The sequence below is a fragment of the Enterobacter sp. Ag1 genome (genome assembly GCA_000277545.1).
Lineage (GTDB): Bacteria > Pseudomonadota > Gammaproteobacteria > Enterobacterales > Enterobacteriaceae > Cedecea.
This window is the reverse complement of record AKXM01000020.1, coordinates 1-23,217: the sequence shown is the minus strand read 5'-3', so window position 1 is coordinate 23,217 and position 23,217 is coordinate 1. Positions and strand designations below refer to the sequence as shown.

The window sequence follows — 23,217 nt, the reverse complement described above, 5'->3', positions numbered from 1 at the left end:
TGTAAAGCTGGGTCATTTTCAGTAAAATCACCGCATATTGTCCATCGCGCAGGCAAAAGAGGAACCGCCATGCACACTAAATCCACCGAACAACGGCTGGAAGATCTCGAGAGTCGTCTTGCCTTTCAGGAGATTACGATTGAAGAGCTGAACCAGACCGTGACGGCGCACGAGCTTGAGATGGTCAAACTTCGCGAGCATTTCCGTCTGCTGGTTGAAAAGCTCAAGGCCAGCCAGCCGTCGATGATCGCTTCAGAGTCCGAAGAGACGCCGCCGCCGCATTACTGAATAACAGACGTAAAAAAGGCCGCTAATGCGGCCTTTTCTCATTCACAGCGATCAGTGGCAACCACAGCCGCCGTTACCGCAACCACCTTTACCATGCTCGTGACCATGGTCGTGATCGTGGCCGTGACCACCGCAGCAACCCTCGTGATCGTGGTCGTGATGATGGTCGTGCTCACCGTGAACGTGGCCATGGGCCAGCTCTTCAGCGGTCGCTTCGCGGATAGCAACAACTTCCACGTTGAATTTCAGGTTCTGGCCGGCCAGCATGTGGTTACCGTCAACCACAACGTGCTCGTCTTCCACTTCGGTAATTTCGACCGGCACTGGACCCTGATCGGTTTCCGCCATAAAGCGCATACCAACCTGCAGCTCGTCAACGCCCATGAAGACGTCTTTCGGTACGCGCTGCACCAGGTTTTCGTCGTACTGACCGTAAGCGTCGTTCGCGCCCACTTCAACGTCAAACTTGTCGCCAACTTCGTGACCATCCAGCGCCGTTTCCAGGCCAGAAATCAGGGAGCCGTGACCGTGCAGGTAGTCCAGCGGCGCGCTCACCGGAGACTCATCGACCAACACACCGTCTTCTGTACGTACCTGATAGGCCAGGCTGACCACCAGGTCTTTTGCTACTTTCATGATATCTCCTGAACGAGCGTAGGGAAAAAACTGGCGCCGATTGTAGCGGAAATCTGCGCCGCTGTACCCTCTAGCTTAAAAAAAGCTGCTCCATCTCGCTAGTCGGGATGAAAAATCCCTATCACTTGCTCCTGCTCGCGAACGTGCTCGCGAACCTGCTTGTCGGCCTCTCGCATCTGATGGCCACACTTTACGCACTCAACGATATCAATGTTGTTCTCGCGCCACAGCGCGAGAGAATCCTTAGCCTGGCATTTGAGACAAACGGCCCCGGCAATAAAACGCTTACGCACTGACATTGGCTTCACCCTTATTCAAATTCGTCCCAGCCGTCCAGCTGCCGACGCTCTTGCTGCATTTCACGTTCAAAAATATCTTCCAGCTCACGCCGGGCTTCCCGCACCCTGGAAATCTGCGCACTGTCCGTGTGAATTGGCATCAGTTCACGCAGCATACGCATATCCAGTCGGCGGAAATGTAATTGAGCCCGGTGCGCCTGGTGAGGATGCATACCCAGCGTGAGCAAGGCCTTACGCCCAAGTTCAAGGGCGCTGGAGAAGGTTTCACGCGAGAACAGTTTAACGCCGGCCTGCAACAATTCATGTGCCTCTACGCGGCCGCGAGCACGCGCCAGTATGGCAAGATGTGGAAAGTGTTGTTGACAGAGATGGACTATCCGCATCGTATCTTCCGGCTCATTGCAGGTGATAACAATGGATTTGGCCTCTTCCGCTCCCGCCGAACGCAACAGTTCCACTTCCGTCGCATCGCCGTAATACACCTTATAACCGTATTTTCTCATCAGGCTTACGGCGCTGATATCCCGTTCAAGAACGGTGATACGCATCTTATTCGCCATCAACAGGCGGCCTATCACCTGACCAAAACGCCCAAATCCGACGATGATAACCTGCGGATGATCGTCCTCAACGTAAGGCGTCTCCTCTGTTTCCTCGCCCGGATTAAACCGCCGGGCAAGAATCGCATCCACACCTTTCATCAGCAGCGGCGTGGTCATCATCGACAGCGTAACCGTGACCAGCAGCAGCGGCATTTGATCGCCCTGGAACAGCTTCTGTGAGGCCGCCGCGGAAAACAGTACGAAGGCAAACTCGCCGCCCTGGCTTAGCACGCCCGCAAACTGCAGCCGCTCAGAGCTGCGCAAACCATACACCCGCGACAGGCCATACAAAATGGTGGCTTTCACCGCCACCAGCGCAACCACGCTCACTGCAATCCACAGTAAATGGGTGAACAAAACGCCCAGATTCAGTGCCATGCCAACAGAGATAAAGAACAGCCCCAGCAGCAGGCCTTTGAACGGATCGATAGCAATCTCAAGCTCGTGGCGATATTCGCTTTCCGCCAGCAGCACGCCAGCCAGAAACGTTCCCAAGGCCATAGAAAACCCAAGCGCATCCATAAACAGCGCCGAGCCAAGGACCAGTAACAACGAAGCCGCGGTAAAGACTTCACGCACCCCGGAGCCGGCAATAAAGCGGAAAACCGGGCGAAGCAAATAGCGTCCGCCCAATAGCATGCCGATAAACGCCAACGCCTTCAGGCCGACTTTAATCCAGTCGGTATGATCGTCGCCGTTCCCGGCCAGCAGCGGCACCAGCGCCAGCGCCGGGATCACCGCCAGGTCCTGGAACAGAAGGACCGAAAAGCCTAGCTGACCGGATTCGCTGCGGTTCATGCTTTTATCGCGCATCAGCTGCAGCGCCATCGCTGTGGAAGACATCGCAAGGCCGATGCCGCCCACCACTGCCGCCTGCCAGGAAAAATTCGTCAGCATCAGCAGGCCCGCGAGCACCACCGCGCTGAGAATCACCTGCGCCGCCCCAACGCCAAAGATAGAGCGCCTCAGTTGCCATAGCTTCGACGGATTCAGCTCCAGCCCGATGATAAACATCAGGAACACCACGCCCAGTTCGGAGAAATGCAGGATTTCATCAACATCGCTGATAAACCCTAAGCCCCAGGGGCCAATAGCGATACCTGCCAGCAAATAGCCCAGCACGGCGCCAATACCTAAACGTGCGGCAACCGGGACAGCAACAACCGCCGCGAAGAGAAACAACACCCCCGCCAACAGTAAATCAGAACCTTCCATCAGCGGCCTCCCATCGGCAACGGATTCGCCAGCCACTCACCATAAGCTTTCGCGTGGCTTTGCAGCTCAGGCTTAGACTGGCGGCGAGCCCAGTAAACGATAATCGGCATCAGCCAGTGCATCTTGCACATCGCCGCGGTGAGCTCAAAAGGTCGTAAAATTTCGGTTAAGGGGAAGCGGTTATAGCCGTCATAGCGATAGGCCCCTTCCGGCTCGCCGGTGGTGATCACACTGCGCCAGTACTTTCCCGCCAGCGCGTTGCCTCCGATGCCGCTGGCAAAGTCCCGGCTTAAGACGCGATCCATCCACTCTTTCAGCAACGCAGGGCAGCTGTAGGTATAAAGAGGGTGTTGAAAAACAATGACATCGTGCTCCAGCAGCAATGACTGTTCGTGATAAATATCGATAAAGAAATCGGGATAGTGCGCGTAGAGATCGTGCACGGTCACATTTTCAAGCTGCAGAGCCGGCTGAAGCAAAACCCGGTTAGCCACCGAGTCCTGGGATTCCGGATGGGCATACAGCAGCAAAACTTTCGGCGGCTGCGACATCATTACCCTCCAGGGCGTCGTCATAGTCATTATTTTGGGCTACCATGCAGCCCGACCTGTTGCCCAGGCGACATGTTAACGAATTACAATGACAATTTAACATACTCTGAACATACGGCGCTTTATGATTGTTTTCTCCTCGTTACAAATTCGTCGCGGCACCCGCGTTCTGCTGGATAACGCCACCGCCACCATCAACCCCGGGCAAAAAGTCGGCCTGGTGGGTAAAAACCGCTGTGGAAAATCCACGCTGCTGGCGTTGCTGAAAAACGAGATAAGCGCCGATGGCGGGAGCGCAAGCTTTCCCGGCAACTGGCAGCTTGCCTGGGTGAATCAGGAAACGCCTGCCCTTGCGATGCCGGCGATAGAGTATGTGATCGACGGCGACCGTGAATTCCGCAAGCTGGAAGCCGAGCTAAACGTCGCCAACGAACGCAACGACGGTCACGCCATTGCGCTGGTTCACGGCAAGCTGGACGCGGTCGATGCGTGGACCATTCGCTCACGCGCCTCCAGCCTGCTGCACGGTCTGGGCTTCAGCAATGAACAGCTGGAACGCCCGGTAAGCGATTTCTCGGGCGGCTGGCGCATGCGTCTTAACCTTGCCCAGGCGCTGATTTGCCGTTCCGACCTGCTGCTGCTCGATGAGCCAACTAACCACCTCGATCTGGACGCGGTCATCTGGCTGGAGCGCTGGCTGAAAAGCTACCAGGGTACCCTGATTCTTATCTCTCACGACCGGGACTTCCTCGATCCGGTGGTCGATAAAATTATCCACATCGAACAGGAAAATATGTTCGAGTACACCGGCAACTATTCGTCGTTTGAGATCCAGCGCGCAACTCGCCTGTCTCAACAGCAGTCGATGTACGAAAGCCAGCAGCAAAAAGTGGCCCACCTGCAAAGCTTTATCGATCGCTTTAAAGCTAAAGCGTCCAAAGCCAAGCAGGCGCAGAGCCGCGTGAAAATGTTGGAGCGCATGGAGCTGATTGCCCCGGCTCACGTCGATAACCCGTTTCACTTCAGCTTCCGTGCGCCAGAAAACCTTCCCAACCCGCTGCTGAGGATGGAAAAGGTCAGCGCAGGCTACGGCGAGCGAGTGATCCTCAACTCCATCAAGCTGAACCTTGTTCCTGGCTCGCGTATTGGCCTGCTGGGCCGAAACGGGGCGGGGAAATCCACGTTAATCAAACTGCTGGCCGGTGAATTACAGCCGCTGCAGGGTGACATCGGCCTGGCCAAAGGCATCAAGCTCGGCTACTTCGCCCAGCATCAGTTGGAATACCTGCGCGCCGATGAATCGCCGCTTCAGCATCTGGCTCGTATTGCCCCACGCGAGCTGGAACAGCAACTGCGTGACTATCTGGGCGGCTTTGGTTTCCAGGGCGATAAAGTCACGGAACAAACGGCGCGTTTCTCCGGCGGTGAAAAAGCCCGGTTGGTGCTGGCGCTGATTGTCTGGCAGCGCCCTAACCTGCTGCTGCTCGATGAACCGACGAACCACCTCGATCTCGACATGCGCCAGGCGCTGACCGAAGCGCTAATCGACTTTGAGGGCGCGCTGGTTGTGGTTTCGCACGACCGCCACCTGCTGCGCTCCACCACGGACGATCTCTACCTGGTGCACGACGGCAAAGTGGAAGCTTTCGATGGCGACCTCGAGGATTACCAACAGTGGCTGAGCGACCTGCAAAAACAGGAGAATCAGCCCGCGGAATCAGCGAAGGATAACGCCAACAGCGCCCAGGCCCGCAAGGACCAGAAGCGCCGTGAAGCCGAACTTCGCACCCAAACTCAGCCGCTGCGCAAGCAAATTACCCAGCTTGAAAAGCAGATGGAAAAGCTGAACGCTCAGCTTGCAGAAGTAGAAGACAAGCTGGCAGACAGCGCTATCTACGACCAGAGCCGTAAAGCCGAGATGAACGAATGCCTGCAAACGCAGGTAAAAGTGAAGTCGGCGCTGGAAGAGTGCGAGATGGAATGGCTGGATATTCAGGAACAGCTTGAACAGATGCTGCAGGCCGACTAAACGCGAACGTTTCCCTCTCCTCGCGAGGAGAGGGTTTGCCCTCAACGCCAGATAAGCAGCACGCAGGCGGCGGTTAACACGCCCATGCTGACGTTGAAAATAGCCCAGGAGCGACGGCTGCGCAGGAACAGGCCAATCAGGCTGCCAAAGGCTATCCAGATAACCCCGGCCACAATGTTCACCAGCGCAATCCCTACGCTAATCATCGCCACGGAATGCAGGTAGGCTGCGCCCGCCAGGCTGAAACTGGCTACCGCGCCCAGCGCCATCAGCCACGCTTTAGGGTTAATCACCTGCAGCAGGCCACCTTGCCAGAAAGGTACCGGAGACGGCGGGGCCGCATCCGTTTCCAGGCGCTCGTATTTCGCGGTGCCAATTTTCCAGGCTAGCCACAAAAGGTAAACGCTCCCGGCAATCTTCAGGATAAGGTGCAGAGCGGGGTAAAGCAGGATTAAGCTGCCTACGCCGAAGGCAACAAGCACTAAAATGCACTGCATTCCGAGCATGATGCCAATCATCAGCGGCAGGCTGCGGAAGAAACCGTAATTCGCCCCGGATGCGGTAAGTAGCGTATTATTAGGGCCAGGTGTGATGGCGGCGACCCAGAGAAAGCCCAGCATCGAAAGAAAAAGCGTTAAGTCCATGAATTGGGTGCTCCACACCCGAAGAATAATTAGCGAACTAAACGAAACTAACAGTGTGATATGGCCAGTACAAGTCCTTTAGAATTGAATATTCATCATGATGAAGGTGACGATTTCCGCCCGATGCGCGGACTCAGTAACCCGCATCTGCAAACCATGATCCCACGTTTGATTCGTCGTCGAATCAATTTCAAACCCCACTGGCAGCGGCTGGATATGCCGGACGGGGATTTTGTCGATCTTGCGTGGAGCGAAGATCCGCAAACCGCTATGCACAAACCTCGCCTGGTCGTGTTTCACGGACTCGAAGGCAGCCTCCACAGCCCGTATGCTCACGGCATGATAGAAGCGGCGAAAAAACGCGGCTGGCTGGGCGTGGTGATGCATTTTCGCGGCTGCAGCGGCGTGCCGAACCGTAAAGAACGCATTTATCACTCCGGCGAAACCGAAGACGGTACTTACTTCCTCGAATGGTTAAACCAGCGCTACGGTGAAGTCCCCACCGCCGCAGTTGGTTTTTCGCTGGGTGGGAACATGCTCGCCTGCCTGATGGCAAAACAGGGCGCTGCCTGCACGCTGAAAGCCGGCGTGATTGTTTCCGCCCCGCTGATGCTTGAGCAGTGTTGCTACCACATGGAGCAGGGCTTCTCGCGCGTCTATCAGCATTACCTGCTGAATCTGCTGAAGAAAAATGCCGCCCGTAAGCTGAAGAGCTACCCTGGCTCGCTGCCTATCGACCTCCGCAAGCTGAAAAGCCTGCGCCGCATTCGCGAGTTCGATGACTTAATTACCTCGAAGATCCATGGCTTTGCCGACGCGCTGGACTACTATCGCCAGTGCAGCGCCATGCCGCTTTTGCCGGAAATTGCCGCTCCGACGCTGATTATCCACGCCAAAGACGACCCGTTTATGGATCACCACGTCATCCCGGATCGCGAAACGCTGCCACCCAATATCCACTACCAGCTCACGACTTACGGCGGCCACGTTGGCTTTGTCGGCGGGACTCTGCTGCGCCCACAGATGTGGCTTGAGCAGCGCATTCCCGACTGGCTAACCCGCTTCCTGGACCACTGAAATGATCATTCCCTGGCAAGATCTCGACCCTGAAACGCTCGACAATTTGATTGAATCTTTTGTATTACGGGAAGGCACCGATTATGGTGAGCAGGAGCGCTCGCTGACGCAAAAAGTCGCCGACGTGAAGCGCCAGTTACAAAGCGGCGAGGCCGTGCTGGTTTGGTCTGAACTCCATGAAACGGTGAACATTATGCCGCGCGGGCAGTTTCGCGGCTGACCGCTGACTGGCAGGGTGATCTATACTGGCTGAAAAGTATAACAAGCAGATACAGATCTCTTTTCCGATCCCTCACGGAGTTTTCACCCTATGTCAGCCAAACACCCGGTTATTGCGGTCACAGGTTCCAGCGGCGCCGGCACCACGACCACCAGCCTCGCTTTCCGCAAGATTTTCCAGCAGCTCAACCTGCGCGCCGCTGAAGTTGAAGGCGACAGTTTCCACCGCTATACCCGCCCGGAAATGGACATGGCTATCCGCAAAGCACGCGATGCTGGCCGCCATATTAGTTACTTTGGGCCAGACGCCAACGACTTCGGGTTACTGGAACGAACCTTTATCGAATACGGCCAGACCGGCAAAGGGCAAGCGCGTAAATACCTGCATACCTACGATGAAGCGGTGCCGTGGAACCAGGTGCCGGGCACTTTTACGCCCTGGCAGCCGCTCCCGGAGCCCACTGACGTCCTGTTTTACGAAGGCCTGCACGGCGGTGTAGTCACCCCTCAACATAACGTCGCCGACTGCGTCGATTTACTGGTAGGCGTGGTGCCCATCGTTAACCTGGAATGGATTCAGAAACTGGTGCGCGATACCAGCGAACGCGGCCATTCACGGGAAGCGGTGATGGATTCCGTAGTGCGCTCCATGGACGATTACATCAACTTCATTACGCCGCAGTTCTCACGTACCCATATCAACTTCCAGCGCGTTCCGACGGTAGACACCTCTAACCCGTTTGCCGCGCGAGCCATTCCGTCGCTGGACGAAAGCTTCGTGGTCATTCACTTCCGTGGGCTGGACGACATCGACTTCCCATATTTGCTGGCGATGTTGCAGGGGTCGTTTATCTCCCACATCAATACATTGGTGGTACCGGGCGGGAAAATGGGGCTGGCGATGGAGCTGATCATGGCCCCGCTGGTGCAGCGGCTGGCAGAAGGCAGGAAAATTGCCTGATGGCGTAAGGGCGGTCTGTATACCGCCCTTTTCTACTTAGGCTTCAATAATTTCGTAGCTGTGGCTAATCTCTGCGGCTTTCTCCAGCATCAACGTCACCGAGCAATATTTCTCTGCGGTCAGCTCAACGGCGCGGGCAACCGCACTTTCTTTCAGCTCTTTCCCGGTCACAACAAAATGCAAATGAATGCGGGTGAACAGACGAGGTGCTTCTTCACGACGTTCGGAAGTCAGTTTCACCTCACAATCCGTCACATCATGGCGGCCTTTTTGCAGAATCGACACCACGTCAATTGAGCTACAACCGCCCGCGGCCATCAGCAGCATTTCCATCGGGCTTGGCGCTTTATCCCCGGAGTTCCCGTCCATCAGAATTTGGTGGCCAGAAGCGGATTCGCCGAGGAAGGTCATGCCTTCCACCCATTTAACACGTGCCTGCATTTTACCTACTCCCGTAATAAAAATTTCTTTCAGATTACGCGTCTACGTGAAAACTGGCAACGTAAGGCGATCCAGGTCATGCTGAAACGAGACAATACAAGACACTAACCAAAAGCTATGCTAAAACAATCCGGATGCTGCTGCGATACAGAGACGTTTATGCCGTAAGCAGAGGAAACGACTAATTACAGGCCGCAGGGTTAACCTGCTTGCCAGCTCCCAGGGCTTGGGAAAATTTCACGATTGCAACGCCAGACAAGAGGTTCCGCGTCTTGTCTTTGGTAGCCAGTTTATAACAGAGGATAACCGCGCATGGTGCTTGGCAAACCGCAAACAGACCCGACTCTCGAATGGTTCTTGTCTCATTGCCACATTCATAAGTATCCGTCGAAGAGCACGCTGATTCACCAGGGTGAAAAGGCGGAGACGCTGTACTACATCGTCAAAGGCTCCGTAGCTGTTCTGATTAAAGATGAAGAAGGCAAGGAGATGATCCTTTCTTATCTGAATCAGGGTGATTTCATTGGTGAATTAGGTTTGTTCGAAGAAGGCCAGGAGCGTAGCGCCTGGGTTCGCGCCAAGTCAGCCTGTGAAGTAGCTGAAATTTCCTATAAAAAATTCCGTCAGCTGATTCAGGTCAACCCGGATATCCTGATGCGCCTTTCTTCCCAGATGGCGCGCCGCCTGCAGGTAACTTCTGAGAAAGTAGGCAACCTCGCCTTCCTCGACGTGACCGGCCGCATTGCTCAGACGCTGCTGAACCTGGCTAAACAGCCGGATGCCATGACCCACCCGGACGGGATGCAAATCAAAATTACTCGCCAGGAAATCGGTCAGATCGTGGGCTGCTCCCGCGAAACCGTTGGCCGTATTCTGAAAATGCTGGAAGATCAGAACCTCATTTCCGCCCACGGTAAAACGATTGTCGTTTACGGCACCCGTTAATTAGCCCTTATAAAGGCGTGTCGCTTCGGTAACACGCCTTTTTTGTCTCTACAATTCAGGCTATGTGGAAGAGATTAATTTACCACCCGGAAGTTAACTACGCGCTGCGGCAAACGCTGGTGCTGTGTCTTCCCGTGGCTGTCGGCCTGCTGCTTGGCAGCCTGCAAAACGGCCTTCTCTTCTCGTTAGTTCCCGCCTGCTGCAACATTGCCGGGCTGGACACGCCGCACAAGCGCTTCTTCAAACGATTGATCATCGGCGGCAGCCTGTTCGCTCTCAGCAGCCTTATCCTGCAGCTTCTGCTGCTTTATACCCACATCCCGCTGCCGGCGATATTGATCGTCATGGCTCTGCTGCTCGGCGTGACGGCAGAAATCAGCTCACTTCACGCCCGCCTGCTGCCCGCATCGCTGATCGCCGCTATTTTTACGCTCAGCATGGCCGGGAATATGCCGATCTGGAAGCCCATGGTGCTCTATATCTTCGGCACTATCTGGTACGGCGCCTTCAACTGGTTCTGGTTCCGGCTATGGCGTGAACAACCGCTCAGGGAGTCGCTCAGCCTGCTGTACCGCCAGTTGGCAGATTACTGCGAAGCAAAGTACAGCCTGCTGACCCAGCATACCGACCCGGAAAAAGCGCTGCCGCCACTGCTGGCCCGCCAGCAAAAAGCCGTCGACCTGATCACTACCTGCTACCAGCAGCTGCATATGCTATCGGCCAACCAGCAAAACGGCTACAAGCGTCTGTTACGCGCTTTCCAGGTTGCGCTGGATCTGCAGGAACACATTTCGGTTAGCCTGCATCAGCCTGAAGAGGTGCAAAAACTGGTCGAGCAAAGCCATGCGGAAGCCGTGATCCGCTGGAATGCCCAAACCATCGCCGCGCGCCTGCGCGTGCTGGCAGACGATATTCTTTACCACCGCTATCCAACGCGCTTTACCATGGATAAGCAGATCGACGCCCTGGAAAAAATCGCCCGCCAGAATCCGGACAATCCAGTGGGGCAGTTCTGCCATTACCACTTCAGCCGCATTGCCCGGGTACTGAAAACCCAGCGGCCGCTGTACGTGAGGGATTTAATGGAGGACAGGGAACGCCGTTTACCGTTTTTTCCGGCCCTGAAAAGCTATCTCTCGTTTAAATCCTCCGCTTTGCGCAGCTCCGCGCGCTTAGGTGTGATGCTGACCATTGCCAGCCTGCTGGGCTCCTTCTTACACCTGCCAAAGCCGTATTGGATCCTAATGACGGTGATGTTCGTGACGCAAAACGGCTACGGTGCAACGCGGGTGCGCATTGTTCACAGGGCGGCAGGTACCATGGCAGGGCTGTGTATCGCGGGTATCACCCTGCACTTCCACGTCCCGGACAGCTACACCCTGCTGGCGATGTTAATGATTACGCTGGTGAGTTACCTGTTTATCCGCAAAAGCTACGGCTGGGCCACCATTGGCTTCACCGTCACGGCGGTATATACCCTGCAGCTCATCACCCTCAGCGCTGAGAGTTACATTATTCCCAGGCTGATAGACACTCTGCTCGGCTGCCTGATCGCCTTTGGCGGCATGATCTGGCTGTGGCCACAGTGGCAAACCGGCCTGCTGCGTCAGAACGCCCACGACGCGCTGGAGGCGGACCAGGACGCTATTCGGCTGATACTAAGCAACGATCCAGAGCCCACGCCGCTGGCCTGGCAGCGTATGCGGGTCAACCAGGCGCACAATGCGCTGTTCAACTCGCTCAATCAGGCGATGCAGGAGCCAGGCTTTAACTCCCACTACCTGGCAGACATGAAACTCTGGGTGACGCACAGCCAGTTCATCGTCGAGCATATCAACGCCATGACCACGCTGGCGCGCGAACACAACATGCTGACGCCGGACCTGGCGCAGAAATATCTACAGTCTTGTGAGATTGGGTTACAGCGGTGCCAGCAAAGGCTGGAGTATGACGGGCCTGGCGGGTCGAACGACACGAATATCCTGGAATCGGACACGCTGCCCACGGGGCCGTTAAGCACCATGGAGCAGCATTTACAGCGGATTATTGGCCACCTGAACACCATGCATACCATCTCCTCGGTCGCCTGGCGCCAGCGGCCTCATCATGGGATCTGGCTCAACCGCCGTCTGCGGCGCTCGGGTTAGCCTTAGCTGGCTACCACGCTGGCAACCGCTTTGGCGAAGCGCTGCATCCCTTCCAGGATATCCGCGTCCTCGACAATAAGCGAAGGCGCGAAGCGCATAACGTCCGGCCCGGCGTTCAATACCATCACACCTTCTGCCGCGCCAGCGTAGAGAAACTCGCGGGCGCGCCCTTTGTACTTCTCGTTAAGCTCTGCGCCAATCAACAGCCCCATGCCGCGAATGTCGCTGAACAGATCGAGCTGTGCGTTTATCTTTTGCAGTTGTTCAACGAAAAGCTGACGTTTGTCCGCCACACCTTTGAGGACTTCCGGCGTGTTGATGATATCGAAAGCCGCCCCGGCCACCGCACAGGCCAATGGGTTGCCGCCGTAGGTAGAACCGTGGCTGCCGACGTGGAACGCGGAGGCAATTTCATGGGTGGTCAGCATAGCGCTTACCGGAAAACCACCGCCAAGCGCTTTGGCGCTGGTCAGAATATCTGGCGTGACGCCGTAGTTGATGTAAGCGAAAAGCTCGCCCGTGCGGCCCATGCCGGACTGCACTTCATCAAAGACCAGCAGAGCCTGGTGCTCATCACACAAATCGCGCAGCCCCTGCAGGAATTCCGGCGTCGCGGCGGTCACGCCACCCTCGCCCTGAATCGGCTCCACCACCACCGCGCAGGTATGATCGTCCATCACCGCTTTCACCGCCGCGAGGTCGTTATACGGCACATGAATAATATCGGCAGGTTTCGGGCCGAAGCCGTCGGAGTATTTAGCCTGTCCCCCCACGGAAACGGTGAACAGCGAACGCCCGTGAAACGCATTGTAGAAGGCGATGATTTTGCTTTTGTACGGGCTATGGCGGGTCGAAGCATAATAGCGAGCCAGCTTGAAAGCCGTCTCGTTCGCTTCCGTACCGGAGTTCATGAAGACGACGCGCTCGGCAAAGGTGGCATCAATCAGCTTACGGGCAAGTTTCAGGGCGGGCTCATTAGTAAAAACGTTACTGGTGTGCCACAGGGTTTCACCCTGGGTTTTCAGCGCCTCCACCAGCGCAGGGTGGCAATGCCCCAGTGCGGTCACGGCGATGCCTCCGGCAAAATCCACGTACTCCTTCCCGGCGGTGTCCCACACGCGGCTGCCTTTCCCTTTCACTGGAATAAATTCTGCTGGTGCATAAATCGGCAGAATCACTTCATCGAAGGTTGCCCGCGTAACCGCTGATTGTTCAGTTGTCATTTATTCCCCACCCGTTTTTATGCGTTAGACACCAATGAAAATATAATCACGAAATATGCATAAAAAACCAAAAACAGGCAAGTGCCAATTCATCTCTGGAGGAAATTCGCCAGCAGCGCATGCCCCTGCTCGCTGAGAATACTTTCCGGGTGGAACTGCACGCCCTCAAGATCCAGCGAGCGGTGACGGATGCCCATAATTTCCTGTTTGTCCGTCCAGGCCGTGACCTCAAAACAGTCAGGCAGAGTATCGGGATCAATGAGCAGCGAATGATAGCGCGTCACGGTCAGCGGATTATTCAGCCCACGGAATACGCCGCTGCCGTTATGGCTGATGGCGGAGGTTTTGCCATGCATCACCTGTTCGGCCCGCACGATAGCCGCCCCAAACACCTGCGCAATAGCCTGATGTCCGAGACAAACGCCAAGAATCGGTAGCTGCCCGGCAAAGTGATTAATGGCGGCAAGTGAAATACCTGCCTCGGTCGGGGTACAAGGGCCTGGAGAGATCACCAACTTGTCAGGGGTCAGGCGCTCAATATCGTCCAGCCCAATTTCATCGTTACGCTTAACCAACACCTCCTCACCCAGTTCGCAAAAATACTGGTAGAGGTTCCAGGTGAAGGAATCATAGTTGTCGATAAGCAGTAACATGGCAGCTCCAGGGCAAAAAAGAACGCGCTATTCTAGTCGCTTTCCAACGCCAGGCTCACCACTTATTGAAATTCTCTGCTTCAGGGAAGGCGTAGCGCGGGCGATTGAGGCCCGCGCAGAAATACTTAAGGCAGGACCTTCGCGGAAAGAATCACGATAGGTTTAGTCGGCACATTCTGGTACGGGCCGACGTCATGGCTTGGCGCCTGGGAAATTTTATCGGCAACGTCCAGACCTTTGACCACTTTACCAAATACGGCGTAGCCAAAGTCACGCTGGCCGTGATCCAGGAAGGCATTATCGGCCACATTGATAAAGAACTGGCTGGTGGCGCTGTCTTTGTCTGCGGTGCGCGCCATAGAAATGGTGCCGCGGGTATTGCGCAGGCCATTGTCCGCTTCGTTTTTGATAGGCGGGTTAGGCTGCTTCTGATTCATATCTTCGGTGAAACCGCCGCCCTGAATCATAAAGCCCGGGATTACGCGGTGGAAGGTCGTGTTGTTATAAAAACCGCTGTTGACGTAATCCACGAAGTTTTTGACCGAAACCGGCGCTTTTTGGCTATTTAACTCAAGCTCAATATTGCCAGCCGAGGTGGTCAACAGGACGTGCGGATCGCCTTTTGCAGCCAGCGCCGCAGGTGAAAGCGCAGAGAGGGCGAATACAGCTGCAACAGCCGCCAGTGTCGATTTGAGCATGAACAATTCCTTACGAAGGCAGTGAGTGAAGCAAGTGGCTTGATTGTAAAGAGGCACCGCAGCCGACGCCAGCCATTTACGGTTTTTTACTTACACGCAAATCAACGAGTTGCCGCGCCAACACGCTGAAATAGATTGAAATATGTGACACACCTCATGATTCAGTCAGTTTATTTCAGCAATAAATTCATAATTCATTTAAATAGATCACGCAAATGACTAAAATCTGCCCGTCCGCCGCGCTGTCAATGCGCTTTACATTTCCTTGCACAGGCTCGTTATGACTAACAGCAACCGAACCAAGCTCTTATGGATTAGCTTCTTCTCCTACGCCCTGACTGGCGCGTTGGTGATCGTCACCGGGATGGTGATGGGAAACATCGCAGAGTACTTTAATCTGCCGGTGTCCAGCATGAGTAATACTTTTACGTTCCTTAATGCCGGTATTTTAATCTCTATCTTCCTGAACGCCTGGCTGATGGAAATCGTGCCGCTGAAAACCCAGCTGCGCTTTGGTTTCCTGCTGATGGTGCTGGCCGTCGCTGGCCTGATCTTCGGTCATAACCTGGCTATCTTCTCCGCATCCATGTTCGTACTGGGCCTTGTGAGCGGGATAACCATGTCGATTGGTACCTTCCTGATCACCCATATGTATGAAGGGCGTCAGCGCGGTTCCCGCCTGCTGTTTACCGACTCCTTCTTCAGCATGGCCGGGATGATTTTCCCGATGGTCGCCGCTATTCTGCTGGCTCGCAGCATCAACTGGTACTGGGTCTACGTATGTATCGGCCTGGTCTATGTCGCTATCTTCCTGCTGACCCTGGGCTGTGAATTCCCGGCGCTGGGCAAACATGCGAAGAAAGACGACCAGCCTGTCACCAAAGAAAAATGGGGCATCGGCGTGCTGTTCCTGTCCATCGCGGCGCTGTGCTACATCCTCGGCCAGCTGGGCTTTATTTCCTGGGTTCCGGAATATGCCAAAGGCCTGGGCATGAGCATCAACGATGCCGGTAAGCTGGTGAGTGACTTCTGGATGTCTTACATGTTCGGCATGTGGGCGTTCAGTTTTATCCTGCGTTTCTTCGACCTGCAGCGCATTCTGACCGTGCTCGCCGGGGCAGCCACCGTGCTGATGTACCTGTTCAACCACGGTGATCCGGCTCATCTGGCCTGGTTTATTCTGTCGCTTGGTTTCTTCTCCAGCGCCATTTACACCACGATCATCACCCTGGGTTCACAGCAGACCAAAGTCTCTTCCCCGAAACTGGTTAACTTTGTCCTGACCTGCGGCACCGTGGGCACCATGCTGACCTTCATCGTCACTGGTCCAATCGTGGCGCACAGTGGCCCTCTGGCTGCTCTGCACACCGCCAATGGCCTGTACGCTGTCGTCTTCGTCATGTGCCTGCTGCTTGGGTTCGTCACCAGGCACCGCCGCCATGGCGCAGAGGCTGCGGCACACTGATAGTCCTGCGACTCACCCTCTCCTTTAACGGGGAGAGGGTTCTTTCACTCTCCCTCCCGCTATTATTACGTTTTTCGCAATAATGAATTGCCGATAAGGCTTATTCCTGCCCATTATTGCCTGTGGCAACCTGTTTGCATCGTTCGGGGATCTTCCCGCTCAGCCAATCAGGACTCTAAGCATGAAACTCTATAGCTTCCCTCTCTCAGGCCATGCCCACCGCGCACGCTTATTCATTTCCCTGCTCGGTCTCCCCCATGAAGTTGTTGAACTGGATCTGAAAACGGGTGCCAACAAACAGCCGGAATACCTGGCGCTTAACCCGTTTGGACAGGTGCCACTGCTGGATGACGAAGGCACGCTGATCCCTGACTCCAATGCCATTCTTGTCTACCTGGCGAAAAAAAGCGGCCAAAGTGCATGGTTACCGGAAGACCCGCAGGGTGCGGCAGCCGTTCAACGCTGGCTTTCCGTCGCGGCGGGAGACCTCGCTTTTGGTCCGGCAGCTGCGCGCCTGGTGACGGTTTTCGGCGCAAAATTTAATCCCGATGAGGTGATTGCCCGAGCACACGTGGTCCTGGGGCGACTTGAGCAACATCTTGCCGGCCGTGAATGGCTGGTCGGCGACCACCCGACCATCGCCGACGTTGCCATTTACAGCTACACCTCCAGCGCACCTGAGGGGAATGTTGATCTTTCTGCTTACCCGGGCGTTAACGCCTTCCTGCGCCGTATCGAAGCACTGCCGGGATTTGTGCCTTTCGTGAAAACGGCCGCCGGTCTGAACGCCGTCGCCTGATCTCGAGCTTCCGGGGAGAGCAAATAAATGAGCGATAAGCTGGCGAAGAAGTCCGTCTGGCATGAAGGTGAAATATTCCTTCAGGGCAAGGTCGGCGTAACCGAACGCATGGCGGAGGTAGGTCAGCGAGTGATACGCGATCACATGCCCGAGCAGCATCGTGACTTCTACGCTCAGCTGCCTTTTATCGTCATCGGCAGCGTCTCCCCAACGGGTGAAGCGTGGGCAACATTTCTGGAAGGCGATCCCGGTTTTATCACATCTCCGACGTCGACCCGTCTGACAATTGCGGCGTCGTTGACAACGGAAGATCCGGCCGCCGAAGGAATGCGGGATCGCGCCTCCATTGGCCTGCTGGGAATTGAGCTTCATACCCGGCGGCGTAACCGGATGAACGGCACGCTCCTGCAAACGGACAACGGTTTTCAGGTCGAGGTCGACCAAAGCTTTGGCAACTGCCCGCGCTATATTCAGCTCCGCGAGTTCACTTTTAGCCGCGCGCCCGGTAGTCATGCTGGTGTTACGGTAGAGGCCCTTCAAGGGCTGGACGCTGAAGCAAGCGCAATGATTCAGGCAGCTGATGCCTTTTTTGTCGCCTCCTGGGCCGAAAGAGAAGGTAAGCGACAGGCCGACGTTTCCCACCGCGGCGGCAAACCGGGGTTCATCCGGGTCGGCGACGACGGCACGCTGACCATTCCCGATTTCAACGGCAATCTCTTTTTTGCCACGCTCGGTAACATCCTGCTTAACGGCCAGGCTGGCCTGCTGTTCGTGGACTTTAACACCGGCGACATGCTGCAAATGACCGGCGAAGCAAAAGTCATTCTGGACTCACCGGAAATCGCCGCCTTCCAGGGCGCAGAACGGCTATGGACGTTTAAAGCCCGTCGGGTTGTACGCCGCCGCAACGCGCTGGCGCTGCGCTGGAAGTTTGAAGCCGAGGGGCTTTCTCCTCATTCGCTGATGACCGGAGACTGGCAGGCAGCCAGCAACCGCCTGAAAGCGACGGAACTCGCCACCCGCTGGCGGCCTTTTCGCGTGGCGAAGATTGAGGATGAGAGCCGCTCGATTCGATCTTTCTATCTTCAACCTGACGACGATGCTGGCCTGCTGCCTCATCTCGCCGGGCAGCATTTACCCATTCGCGTGAAGCCTGATGGCGCAGAGGCGCCGGTTATCCGCACTTACACACTTTCCTCGGCTCCCTCAGATGCTTTTTACCGCATCAGCGTTAAGCGGGACGGAAGTGTCTCCCGGCACTTGCACGACAGCGTTTCCATTGGCGATAGCATTGACGTCCGAGCTCCGGCGGGTAATTTCACTCTGAATGCCCACGAGCCACGTCCGGCCGTCCTGTTGGCAGGCGGCGTCGGCATTACCCCGATGCTCGCCATGCTGCGGCACATTGTCTATGAAGGGTTACGCAAACAACGTATTCGACAAACCTTTTTGTTCCAGGCATCAAGACAGCTGGAAGATTTACCTTTTACTCACGAGATTGGCGAACTGGTCGCGGCGGCTAAAGGCGCCGTGCAGGCGATTCGCGTCCTCAGCCAGCCAGGCGATGCCCGGCCAGATAAAGACTATGACGTGCATGGTCATATTGATATGTCGCTGCTCACGAGCCGTCTGCCGTTTAACGACTACGATTTCTATATTTGCGGCCCGGCGGCGTTCACCCAATCTCTCTATGACGGACTGCGGAAATACAACATCGGCGATGACAGAATCCATGCCGAAGCCTTTGGTCCCTCAGCGTTGGTTCGCACCACAGCCAGCCATATGCCAAAATCTGACGCCCTGCCTCCGGCCACCAGCCCCGTGCCAGTTGCTTTTATGCAATCGCTAAAAGAGGCTCGCTGGATGCCGGATTCAGGTTCGCTTTTAGACTTGGCCGAAGCTCGCGGATTAAGTCCGGAATTCAGCTGCCGGGAAGGCCACTGCGGAACCTGCCGGACTAAACTCCTCAAAGGCTCAGTCACCTACCCGAAAATACCGTCCGCAAGCACGGCAGATGATGAGGTCCTGATTTGCTGCGCAGTTCCGGCGCAGCTGCCTGCGGGAGAAGAAAACCGCATTCAGCTTGAGCTGTAATACCGGGATTGCGCCATACCCGGCGAATACCCGATACTGAAATTCCTTTCAGGCAGGTGATGAGGTTGCGCATGGATCGTTGGCAGGCGATGAAAATTTTCGTCAAAGTCGCGGAAACCGAGAGTTTTGCCGCTGCGGCACGCCAGCTCCATATCAGTGCGCCAGTGGTCACACGTGCGATTGCTGCCCTGGAAGAGGTCATCGGAACCCGACTGTTTATCCGCACCACTCGCACAGTGAAGCTGACCGAACCTGGCCTGCGATATCTCAACGACTGCCGCACGATTCTCACCAGCATAGAGGAAGCCGAGGCGGCAGCGGCAGGCTCCTATGCCACGCCGTCTGGGATCCTGACGGTTACCGCCTCTGTGCTGTTCGGCCAGAAATTCGTCTTGCCGGCGATCACTGATTATCTTGATGCGTGGCCAACCATGCGCGCCCGGTCACTGTTCGTTGATCGCCAGGTAAACATCATCGAAGAAGGAATCGATGTCGCCGTTCGCATTGGGCATTTGCCCGATTCAGGGCTGACGGCAACCAAAGTCGGCACCGTGCGCCGGGTCGTTTGCGCTTCCCCAGGTTACCTGGAAAAAAATGGCACACCGTTGACACCTGCGGACCTCAAAAACCACCGTATTGTCTCTTCGGCCAGTGCCTGGGCCTCACCGGAGTGGCGCTTTGCGGGTGAACAACGCGTCATGATCAACGCCGCGCTCCAGTGCAACAACAACGAGTCATCGATTGCCACCGCAAAAGCAGGCTGGGGGCTGACGCGAGTCCTGGATTATCAGATAGCGCCAGCCCTGCACGAGGGGGAACTGCAAATCGTACTGAGCGAATACGAGCTTGAGCCACTCCCCATACATGTGGTGCATACCGAAGGCCGCCACGCTTCCGCCAAAGTACGCACTTTTGTTGACTTGATTGTTGCCCGGCTCCGCGCGAACCCTTTGCTGAACTGAATATCCTCTAACGCCTGCTACTGGCGGAAAACCAGACAATTCCATAACTTACAAAAGCACATCAAAATCAATGATATACCTCTTAATGGGTATATAAAGGCGCATTTGATTTGCATCAATAATCACCACAGCTGAATCGTTAAGGTAGGCGGTAATAGAAAAGAAATTGAGGCAATTATGAGCAAAGTCAGAATCGCAGTTATCGGTAATGGCATGGTTGGCCATCGCTTTATCGAAGACTTACTTGATAAGGCCCCGCCGGACCAGTTCGACATCACCGTATTTTGTGAAGAGCCGCGTAAAGCCTACGATCGCGTACACCTTTCTTCTTATTTCTCCCATCATACCGCTGAAGAACTCTCCCTTGTCCGCGACGGCTACTACGAAAAACATGGCGTAAAAGTGCTGGTTGGCGAACGTGCCATCACCATCAATCGCCAGGAAAAAGTGATCCATTCCAATACCGGCCGCACCGTTTATTACGACAAACTGGTGATGGCGACAGGTTCTTACCCGTGGATCCCGCCGATTAAAGGCTCTGAAACCCAGGACTGCTTCGTTTACCGCACCATCGAAGACCTTAATGCCATTGAGTCCTGCGCCCGCCGCAGCAAACGCGGGGCCGTCGTCGGCGGTGGCCTTCTGGGGCTGGAAGCGGCCGGGGCGCTGAAAAACCTTGGCGTGGAAACCCACGTTATCGAATTCGCGCCAATGTTGATGGCCGAGCAGCTTGACCGCATGGGCGGCGAACAACTGCGCAGCAAAATCGAGCGCATGGGCGTGCGTGTGCATACCGGCAAAAACACCCAGGAAATCGTCCAGCAGGGCACTGAAGCCCGTAAAACAATGCGTTTTGCTGACGGCAGCGAGCTGGAAGTGGATTTCATCGTCTTCTCCACCGGTATTCGTCCGCAGGACAAGCTGGCTACGCAATGCGGGCTCGAAACGGCCCAGCGCGGCGGGATCACCATCAACGATAAGTGCCAGACTTCCGATCCGGATATTTATGCCATCGGGGAGTGTGCCAGCTGGAATAACCGCGTTTTTGGGCTAGTTGCGCCGGGTTATAAAATGGCTCAGGTCACGGCCGACCACCTGCTCGGCACGGAAAACACCTTTGAAGGCGCCGACATGAGCGCCAAGCTGAAACTGCTCGGCGTTGATGTCGGCGGCATTGGCGATGCGCACGCCCGCACGCCTAACGCCCGCAGCTACGTTTACCTCGATGAAAGCAAAGAGGTTTACAAGCGCCTGGTAGTTAGCGAAGACAATAAAACCCTGCTTGGTGCCGTACTGGTGGGCGACACCAGCGACTACGGCAACCTGCTGCAGCTGGTGCTGAACGCAATTGAGCTGCCGGAAAACCCGGATGCGCTGATCCTGCCGGCACACGCCAGCAGCGGCAAACCGTCTATCGGCGTCGATAAGCTGCCGGAAAGCGCGCAGATCTGCTCCTGCTTTGACGTCACCAAAGGCGACCTGATCAAAGCCATCAACAAAGGCTGCCACACCGTGGCGGCGCTGAAGGCCGAAACCAAGGCAGGGACCGGCTGCGGTGGCTGTATTCCGCTGGTGACTCAGGTGCTGAACGCCGAGCTGGCCAAAGCCGGTATCGAAGTGAACAACAACCTGTGCGAACACTTTGCCTTCTCGCGCCAGGAGCTGTACCACCTGATCCGCGTGGAAGGAATCAAATCCTTCGACCAGCTGCTGCACAAATACGGCAAGGGTTACGGCTGCGAAGTGTGTAAACCCACCGTGGGTTCGCTGCTGGCTTCCTGCTGGAACGACTACGTCCTGCAGCCTGAGCTGACGCCGCTGCAGGACACCAACGATAACTTCCTCGGCAACATTCAGAAAGACGGCACCTACTCGGTGATCCCGCGCTCGGCAGGCGGCGAAATCACGCCTGAAGGACTGATGGAAGTGGGTCGTATCGCCCGCGAATACAACCTGTATACCAAAATCACCGGCTCTCAGCGCATCGGCCTGTTCGGCGCACAAAAGGACGATTTGCCAGAAATCTGGCGTCAGCTGATTGAAGCCGGGTTCGAAACCGGCCACGCCTATGCCAAAGCGTTGCGTATGGCGAAAACCTGCGTCGGCAGCACCTGGTGCCGCTACGGCGTAGGCGACAGCGTAGGCTTTGGCGTCGAGCTGGAAAACCGCTACAAAGGCATCCGCACCCCACACAAAATGAAGTTTGGCGTCTCCGGCTGTACCCGCGAATGTGCGGAAGCGCAGGGCAAAGACGTGGGTATTATCGCCACGGAGAAGGGCTGGAACCTGTATGTGTGTGGTAACGGCGGCATGAAACCGCGCCATGCGGACCTGCTGGCGGCGGACCTCGACCGCGACACCATCATCAAGTATCTCGACCGCTTCATGATGTTCTACATCCGCACCGCCGACAAACTTACCCGTACTTCCGTCTGGCTGGAAAACCTGGAAGGCGGCATTGATTACCTGCGTAGCGTGATTGTCGATGACAAGCTGGGCCTGAACGATCAGCTTGAAACGGAGCTTAACCGCCTGCGCGAAAAAGTAATCTGCGAGTGGACGGAAACTGTGAACACGCCGCAGGCGCAGGTTCGCTTCAAACACTTTATCAACAGCCCGCAGCGCGACCCGAATGTGCAAATTGTTAGCGAGCGCGATCAACACCGTCCGGCCACGCCGCATGAGCGTATTCCGGTCACTCTGGTAGAAGTGGAGGAACACGCATGAGCCAGTGGACAACCGTTTGTCAGCTAGACGATATCCTGCCAGCAACCGGCGTTTGCGCCCTCGTCGGTTCGGCGCAGGTGGCTATTTTCCGCCCGCGTAAAGACGAGCAGGTTTACGCCATCAGTAATATCGACCCGTTCTTTGAAGCCAGCGTGCTTTCCCGCGGACTGATTGCAGAACATCAGGCCGAGCTGTGGGTTGCCAGCCCGCTGAAAAAGCAGCACTTCCGCCTGCGGGACGGCCTGTGCCTGGAAGATGAAAGCCGTTCCGTACCGCACTATGAAGCGCGCGTGCAGGACGGGCTGGTGCAGATAAAAGCGTAATCCATTCGCCCTCACCCCGGCCCTCTCCCTCCAGGAGAGGGAGAAAGTCACAAAGGCTTCTCCGGCGATCCCCTCTCCCCCAGGGTGTACAGTCCGGGGACATGGTAGACAGGTGTTCGCAGACATGGTGAACACTTTTTAACATCCTTTACCCATGGTGATCGACTTATTCTTCAGGTCGATCACCCCCACTTTCGTGCTGTACCACCACACTTCATA

At 55.9% G+C, this 23,217-nt stretch carries 23 protein-coding genes; 13 read left to right on the top strand and 10 right to left on the bottom strand.

The genetic code is table 11. The features are described 5' to 3' along the window. Positions 1–69: 69 nt before the first annotated feature. The gene (locus A936_RS09620; RefSeq protein ID WP_008457099.1) at positions 70–288 is read left to right on the top strand and encodes a protein SlyX; all 219 of its coding nucleotides are present in this window, start codon (positions 70–72) and stop codon (positions 286–288) included. Between the two features lie 51 nt (positions 289–339). On the opposite strand, the gene slyD is transcribed toward A936_RS09620, so the two are convergent. From slyD to kefG, 4 genes are all read right to left on the bottom strand, one after another. After that, positions 340–924: a peptidylprolyl isomerase gene (slyD, locus tag A936_RS09615; RefSeq protein WP_008457098.1), complete on the bottom strand. Its 585-nt coding sequence runs from the start codon at positions 922–924 to the stop codon at positions 340–342. Between the two features lie 98 nt (positions 925–1,022). Then, positions 1,023–1,223: a YheV family putative zinc ribbon protein gene (locus A936_RS09610; protein ID WP_008457097.1), complete on the bottom strand. Its 201-nt coding sequence runs from the start codon at positions 1,221–1,223 to the stop codon at positions 1,023–1,025. Between the two features lie 11 nt (positions 1,224–1,234). Next, entirely contained in the window at positions 1,235–3,040 is a 1,806-nt protein-coding gene (gene kefB / locus A936_RS09605; RefSeq protein ID WP_008457096.1) for a glutathione-regulated potassium-efflux system protein KefB, read from the bottom strand. Beyond that, complete coding sequence (gene kefG / locus A936_RS09600) at positions 3,040–3,591, bottom strand: glutathione-regulated potassium-efflux system ancillary protein KefG (RefSeq protein WP_008457093.1); 552 nt, start codon at positions 3,589–3,591, stop codon at positions 3,040–3,042. The genes kefB and kefG overlap by 1 nt, the downstream gene beginning before the upstream one ends. A gap of 124 nt (positions 3,592–3,715) precedes the next feature. Between kefG and A936_RS09595 the strand changes: the two genes are divergently transcribed. Next, complete coding sequence (locus A936_RS09595) at positions 3,716–5,620, top strand: ABC transporter ATP-binding protein (protein ID WP_008457091.1); 1,905 nt, start codon at positions 3,716–3,718, stop codon at positions 5,618–5,620. A gap of 41 nt (positions 5,621–5,661) precedes the next feature. Here the strand turns inward: A936_RS09595 and A936_RS09590 are convergent, their stop codons facing one another. Then, on the bottom strand, positions 5,662–6,264 hold the full coding sequence (locus tag A936_RS09590) for a LysE family translocator (RefSeq protein WP_008457089.1): 603 nt from the start codon (positions 6,262–6,264) through the stop codon (positions 5,662–5,664). A 60-nt stretch (positions 6,265–6,324) separates the two neighbouring features. On the opposite strand from A936_RS09590, the gene A936_RS09585 reads away from it, so the two are divergent. The 3 genes from A936_RS09585 (at position 6,325) to A936_RS09575 (ending at position 8,521) form a co-directional block, all read left to right on the top strand. After that, a complete protein-coding gene (locus A936_RS09585) occupies positions 6,325–7,341 on the top strand; it encodes a hydrolase (RefSeq protein ID WP_008457087.1) in 1,017 nt (338 codons plus the stop codon). 1 nt (position 7,342) lies between these two features. After that, positions 7,343–7,561, top strand: coding sequence for a YheU family protein (locus A936_RS09580; protein ID WP_008457083.1), 219 nt, complete (start codon positions 7,343–7,345; stop codon positions 7,559–7,561). Positions 7,562–7,651: 90 nt separating this feature from the next. Continuing rightward, on the top strand, positions 7,652–8,521 hold the full coding sequence (locus A936_RS09575; protein WP_008457077.1) for a phosphoribulokinase: 870 nt from the start codon (positions 7,652–7,654) through the stop codon (positions 8,519–8,521). A gap of 36 nt (positions 8,522–8,557) precedes the next feature. On the opposite strand, the gene A936_RS09570 is transcribed toward A936_RS09575, so the two are convergent. Then, positions 8,558–8,962 carry an OsmC family protein gene (locus A936_RS09570; RefSeq protein ID WP_008457076.1) on the bottom strand — a complete coding sequence of 135 codons (405 nt, stop codon included), beginning with the start codon at positions 8,960–8,962 and terminating at the stop codon, positions 8,558–8,560. A gap of 312 nt (positions 8,963–9,274) precedes the next feature. Here A936_RS09570 and crp point away from each other — a divergent pair, with 312 nt between their 5' ends. Continuing rightward, entirely contained in the window at positions 9,275–9,907 is a 633-nt protein-coding gene (gene crp / locus A936_RS09565; RefSeq protein WP_003852956.1) for a cAMP-activated global transcriptional regulator CRP, read from the top strand. Positions 9,908–9,969: 62 nt separating this feature from the next. Beyond that, on the top strand, positions 9,970–12,054 hold the full coding sequence (locus A936_RS09560; RefSeq protein ID WP_008457073.1) for a YccS/YhfK family putative transporter: 2,085 nt from the start codon (positions 9,970–9,972) through the stop codon (positions 12,052–12,054). Positions 12,055–12,056: 2 nt separating this feature from the next. Here A936_RS09560 and argD read toward each other — a convergent pair whose 3' ends face one another. The 3 genes from argD to ppiA all read right to left on the bottom strand — a co-directional run bounded on the left by argD (position 12,057) and on the right by ppiA (position 14,628). Then, positions 12,057–13,277, bottom strand: coding sequence for a bifunctional acetylornithine/succinyldiaminopimelate transaminase (argD, locus tag A936_RS09555; protein WP_008457071.1), 1,221 nt, complete (start codon positions 13,275–13,277; stop codon positions 12,057–12,059). Between the two features lie 89 nt (positions 13,278–13,366). Beyond that, positions 13,367–13,930: an aminodeoxychorismate synthase component 2 gene (gene pabA, locus A936_RS09550; RefSeq protein WP_008457069.1), complete on the bottom strand. Its 564-nt coding sequence runs from the start codon at positions 13,928–13,930 to the stop codon at positions 13,367–13,369. Between the two features lie 125 nt (positions 13,931–14,055). Next, a complete protein-coding gene (gene ppiA / locus A936_RS09545) occupies positions 14,056–14,628 on the bottom strand; it encodes a peptidylprolyl isomerase A (RefSeq protein WP_008457067.1) in 573 nt (190 codons plus the stop codon). 280 nt (positions 14,629–14,908) lie between these two features. Here ppiA and tsgA point away from each other — a divergent pair, with 280 nt between their 5' ends. The 6 genes from tsgA (at position 14,909) to nirD (ending at position 22,998) form a co-directional block, all read left to right on the top strand. Next, on the top strand, positions 14,909–16,093 hold the full coding sequence (gene tsgA, locus A936_RS09540; protein ID WP_008457065.1) for an MFS transporter TsgA: 1,185 nt from the start codon (positions 14,909–14,911) through the stop codon (positions 16,091–16,093). A gap of 181 nt (positions 16,094–16,274) precedes the next feature. Further along, positions 16,275–16,892 carry a glutathione S-transferase family protein gene (locus A936_RS09535; RefSeq protein WP_008457063.1) on the top strand — a complete coding sequence of 206 codons (618 nt, stop codon included), beginning with the start codon at positions 16,275–16,277 and terminating at the stop codon, positions 16,890–16,892. A 27-nt stretch (positions 16,893–16,919) separates the two neighbouring features. Next, positions 16,920–18,986, top strand: a complete 2,067-nt coding sequence (locus tag A936_RS09530) for a 2Fe-2S iron-sulfur cluster-binding protein (RefSeq protein ID WP_008457060.1) — start codon at positions 16,920–16,922, stop codon at positions 18,984–18,986. Between the two features lie 71 nt (positions 18,987–19,057). After that, the gene (locus A936_RS09525; protein ID WP_008457057.1) at positions 19,058–19,948 is read left to right on the top strand and encodes a LysR family transcriptional regulator; all 891 of its coding nucleotides are present in this window, start codon (positions 19,058–19,060) and stop codon (positions 19,946–19,948) included. 177 nt (positions 19,949–20,125) lie between these two features. Beyond that, positions 20,126–22,675 (top strand): nitrite reductase large subunit NirB, encoded by a 2,550-nt coding sequence (gene nirB / locus A936_RS09520; RefSeq protein WP_008457055.1) that lies wholly within the window; start codon positions 20,126–20,128, stop codon positions 22,673–22,675. Further along, positions 22,672–22,998 carry a nitrite reductase small subunit NirD gene (gene nirD / locus A936_RS09515; protein WP_008457053.1) on the top strand — a complete coding sequence of 109 codons (327 nt, stop codon included), beginning with the start codon at positions 22,672–22,674 and terminating at the stop codon, positions 22,996–22,998. Before nirB ends, nirD begins: the two co-directional genes overlap by 4 nt. A 138-nt stretch (positions 22,999–23,136) precedes the next feature. On the opposite strand, the gene A936_RS23745 is transcribed toward nirD, so the two are convergent. Further along, the coding region (locus tag A936_RS23745; RefSeq protein WP_008457051.1) for a hypothetical protein at positions 23,137–23,217 on the bottom strand (81 nt) is incomplete at its 5' end.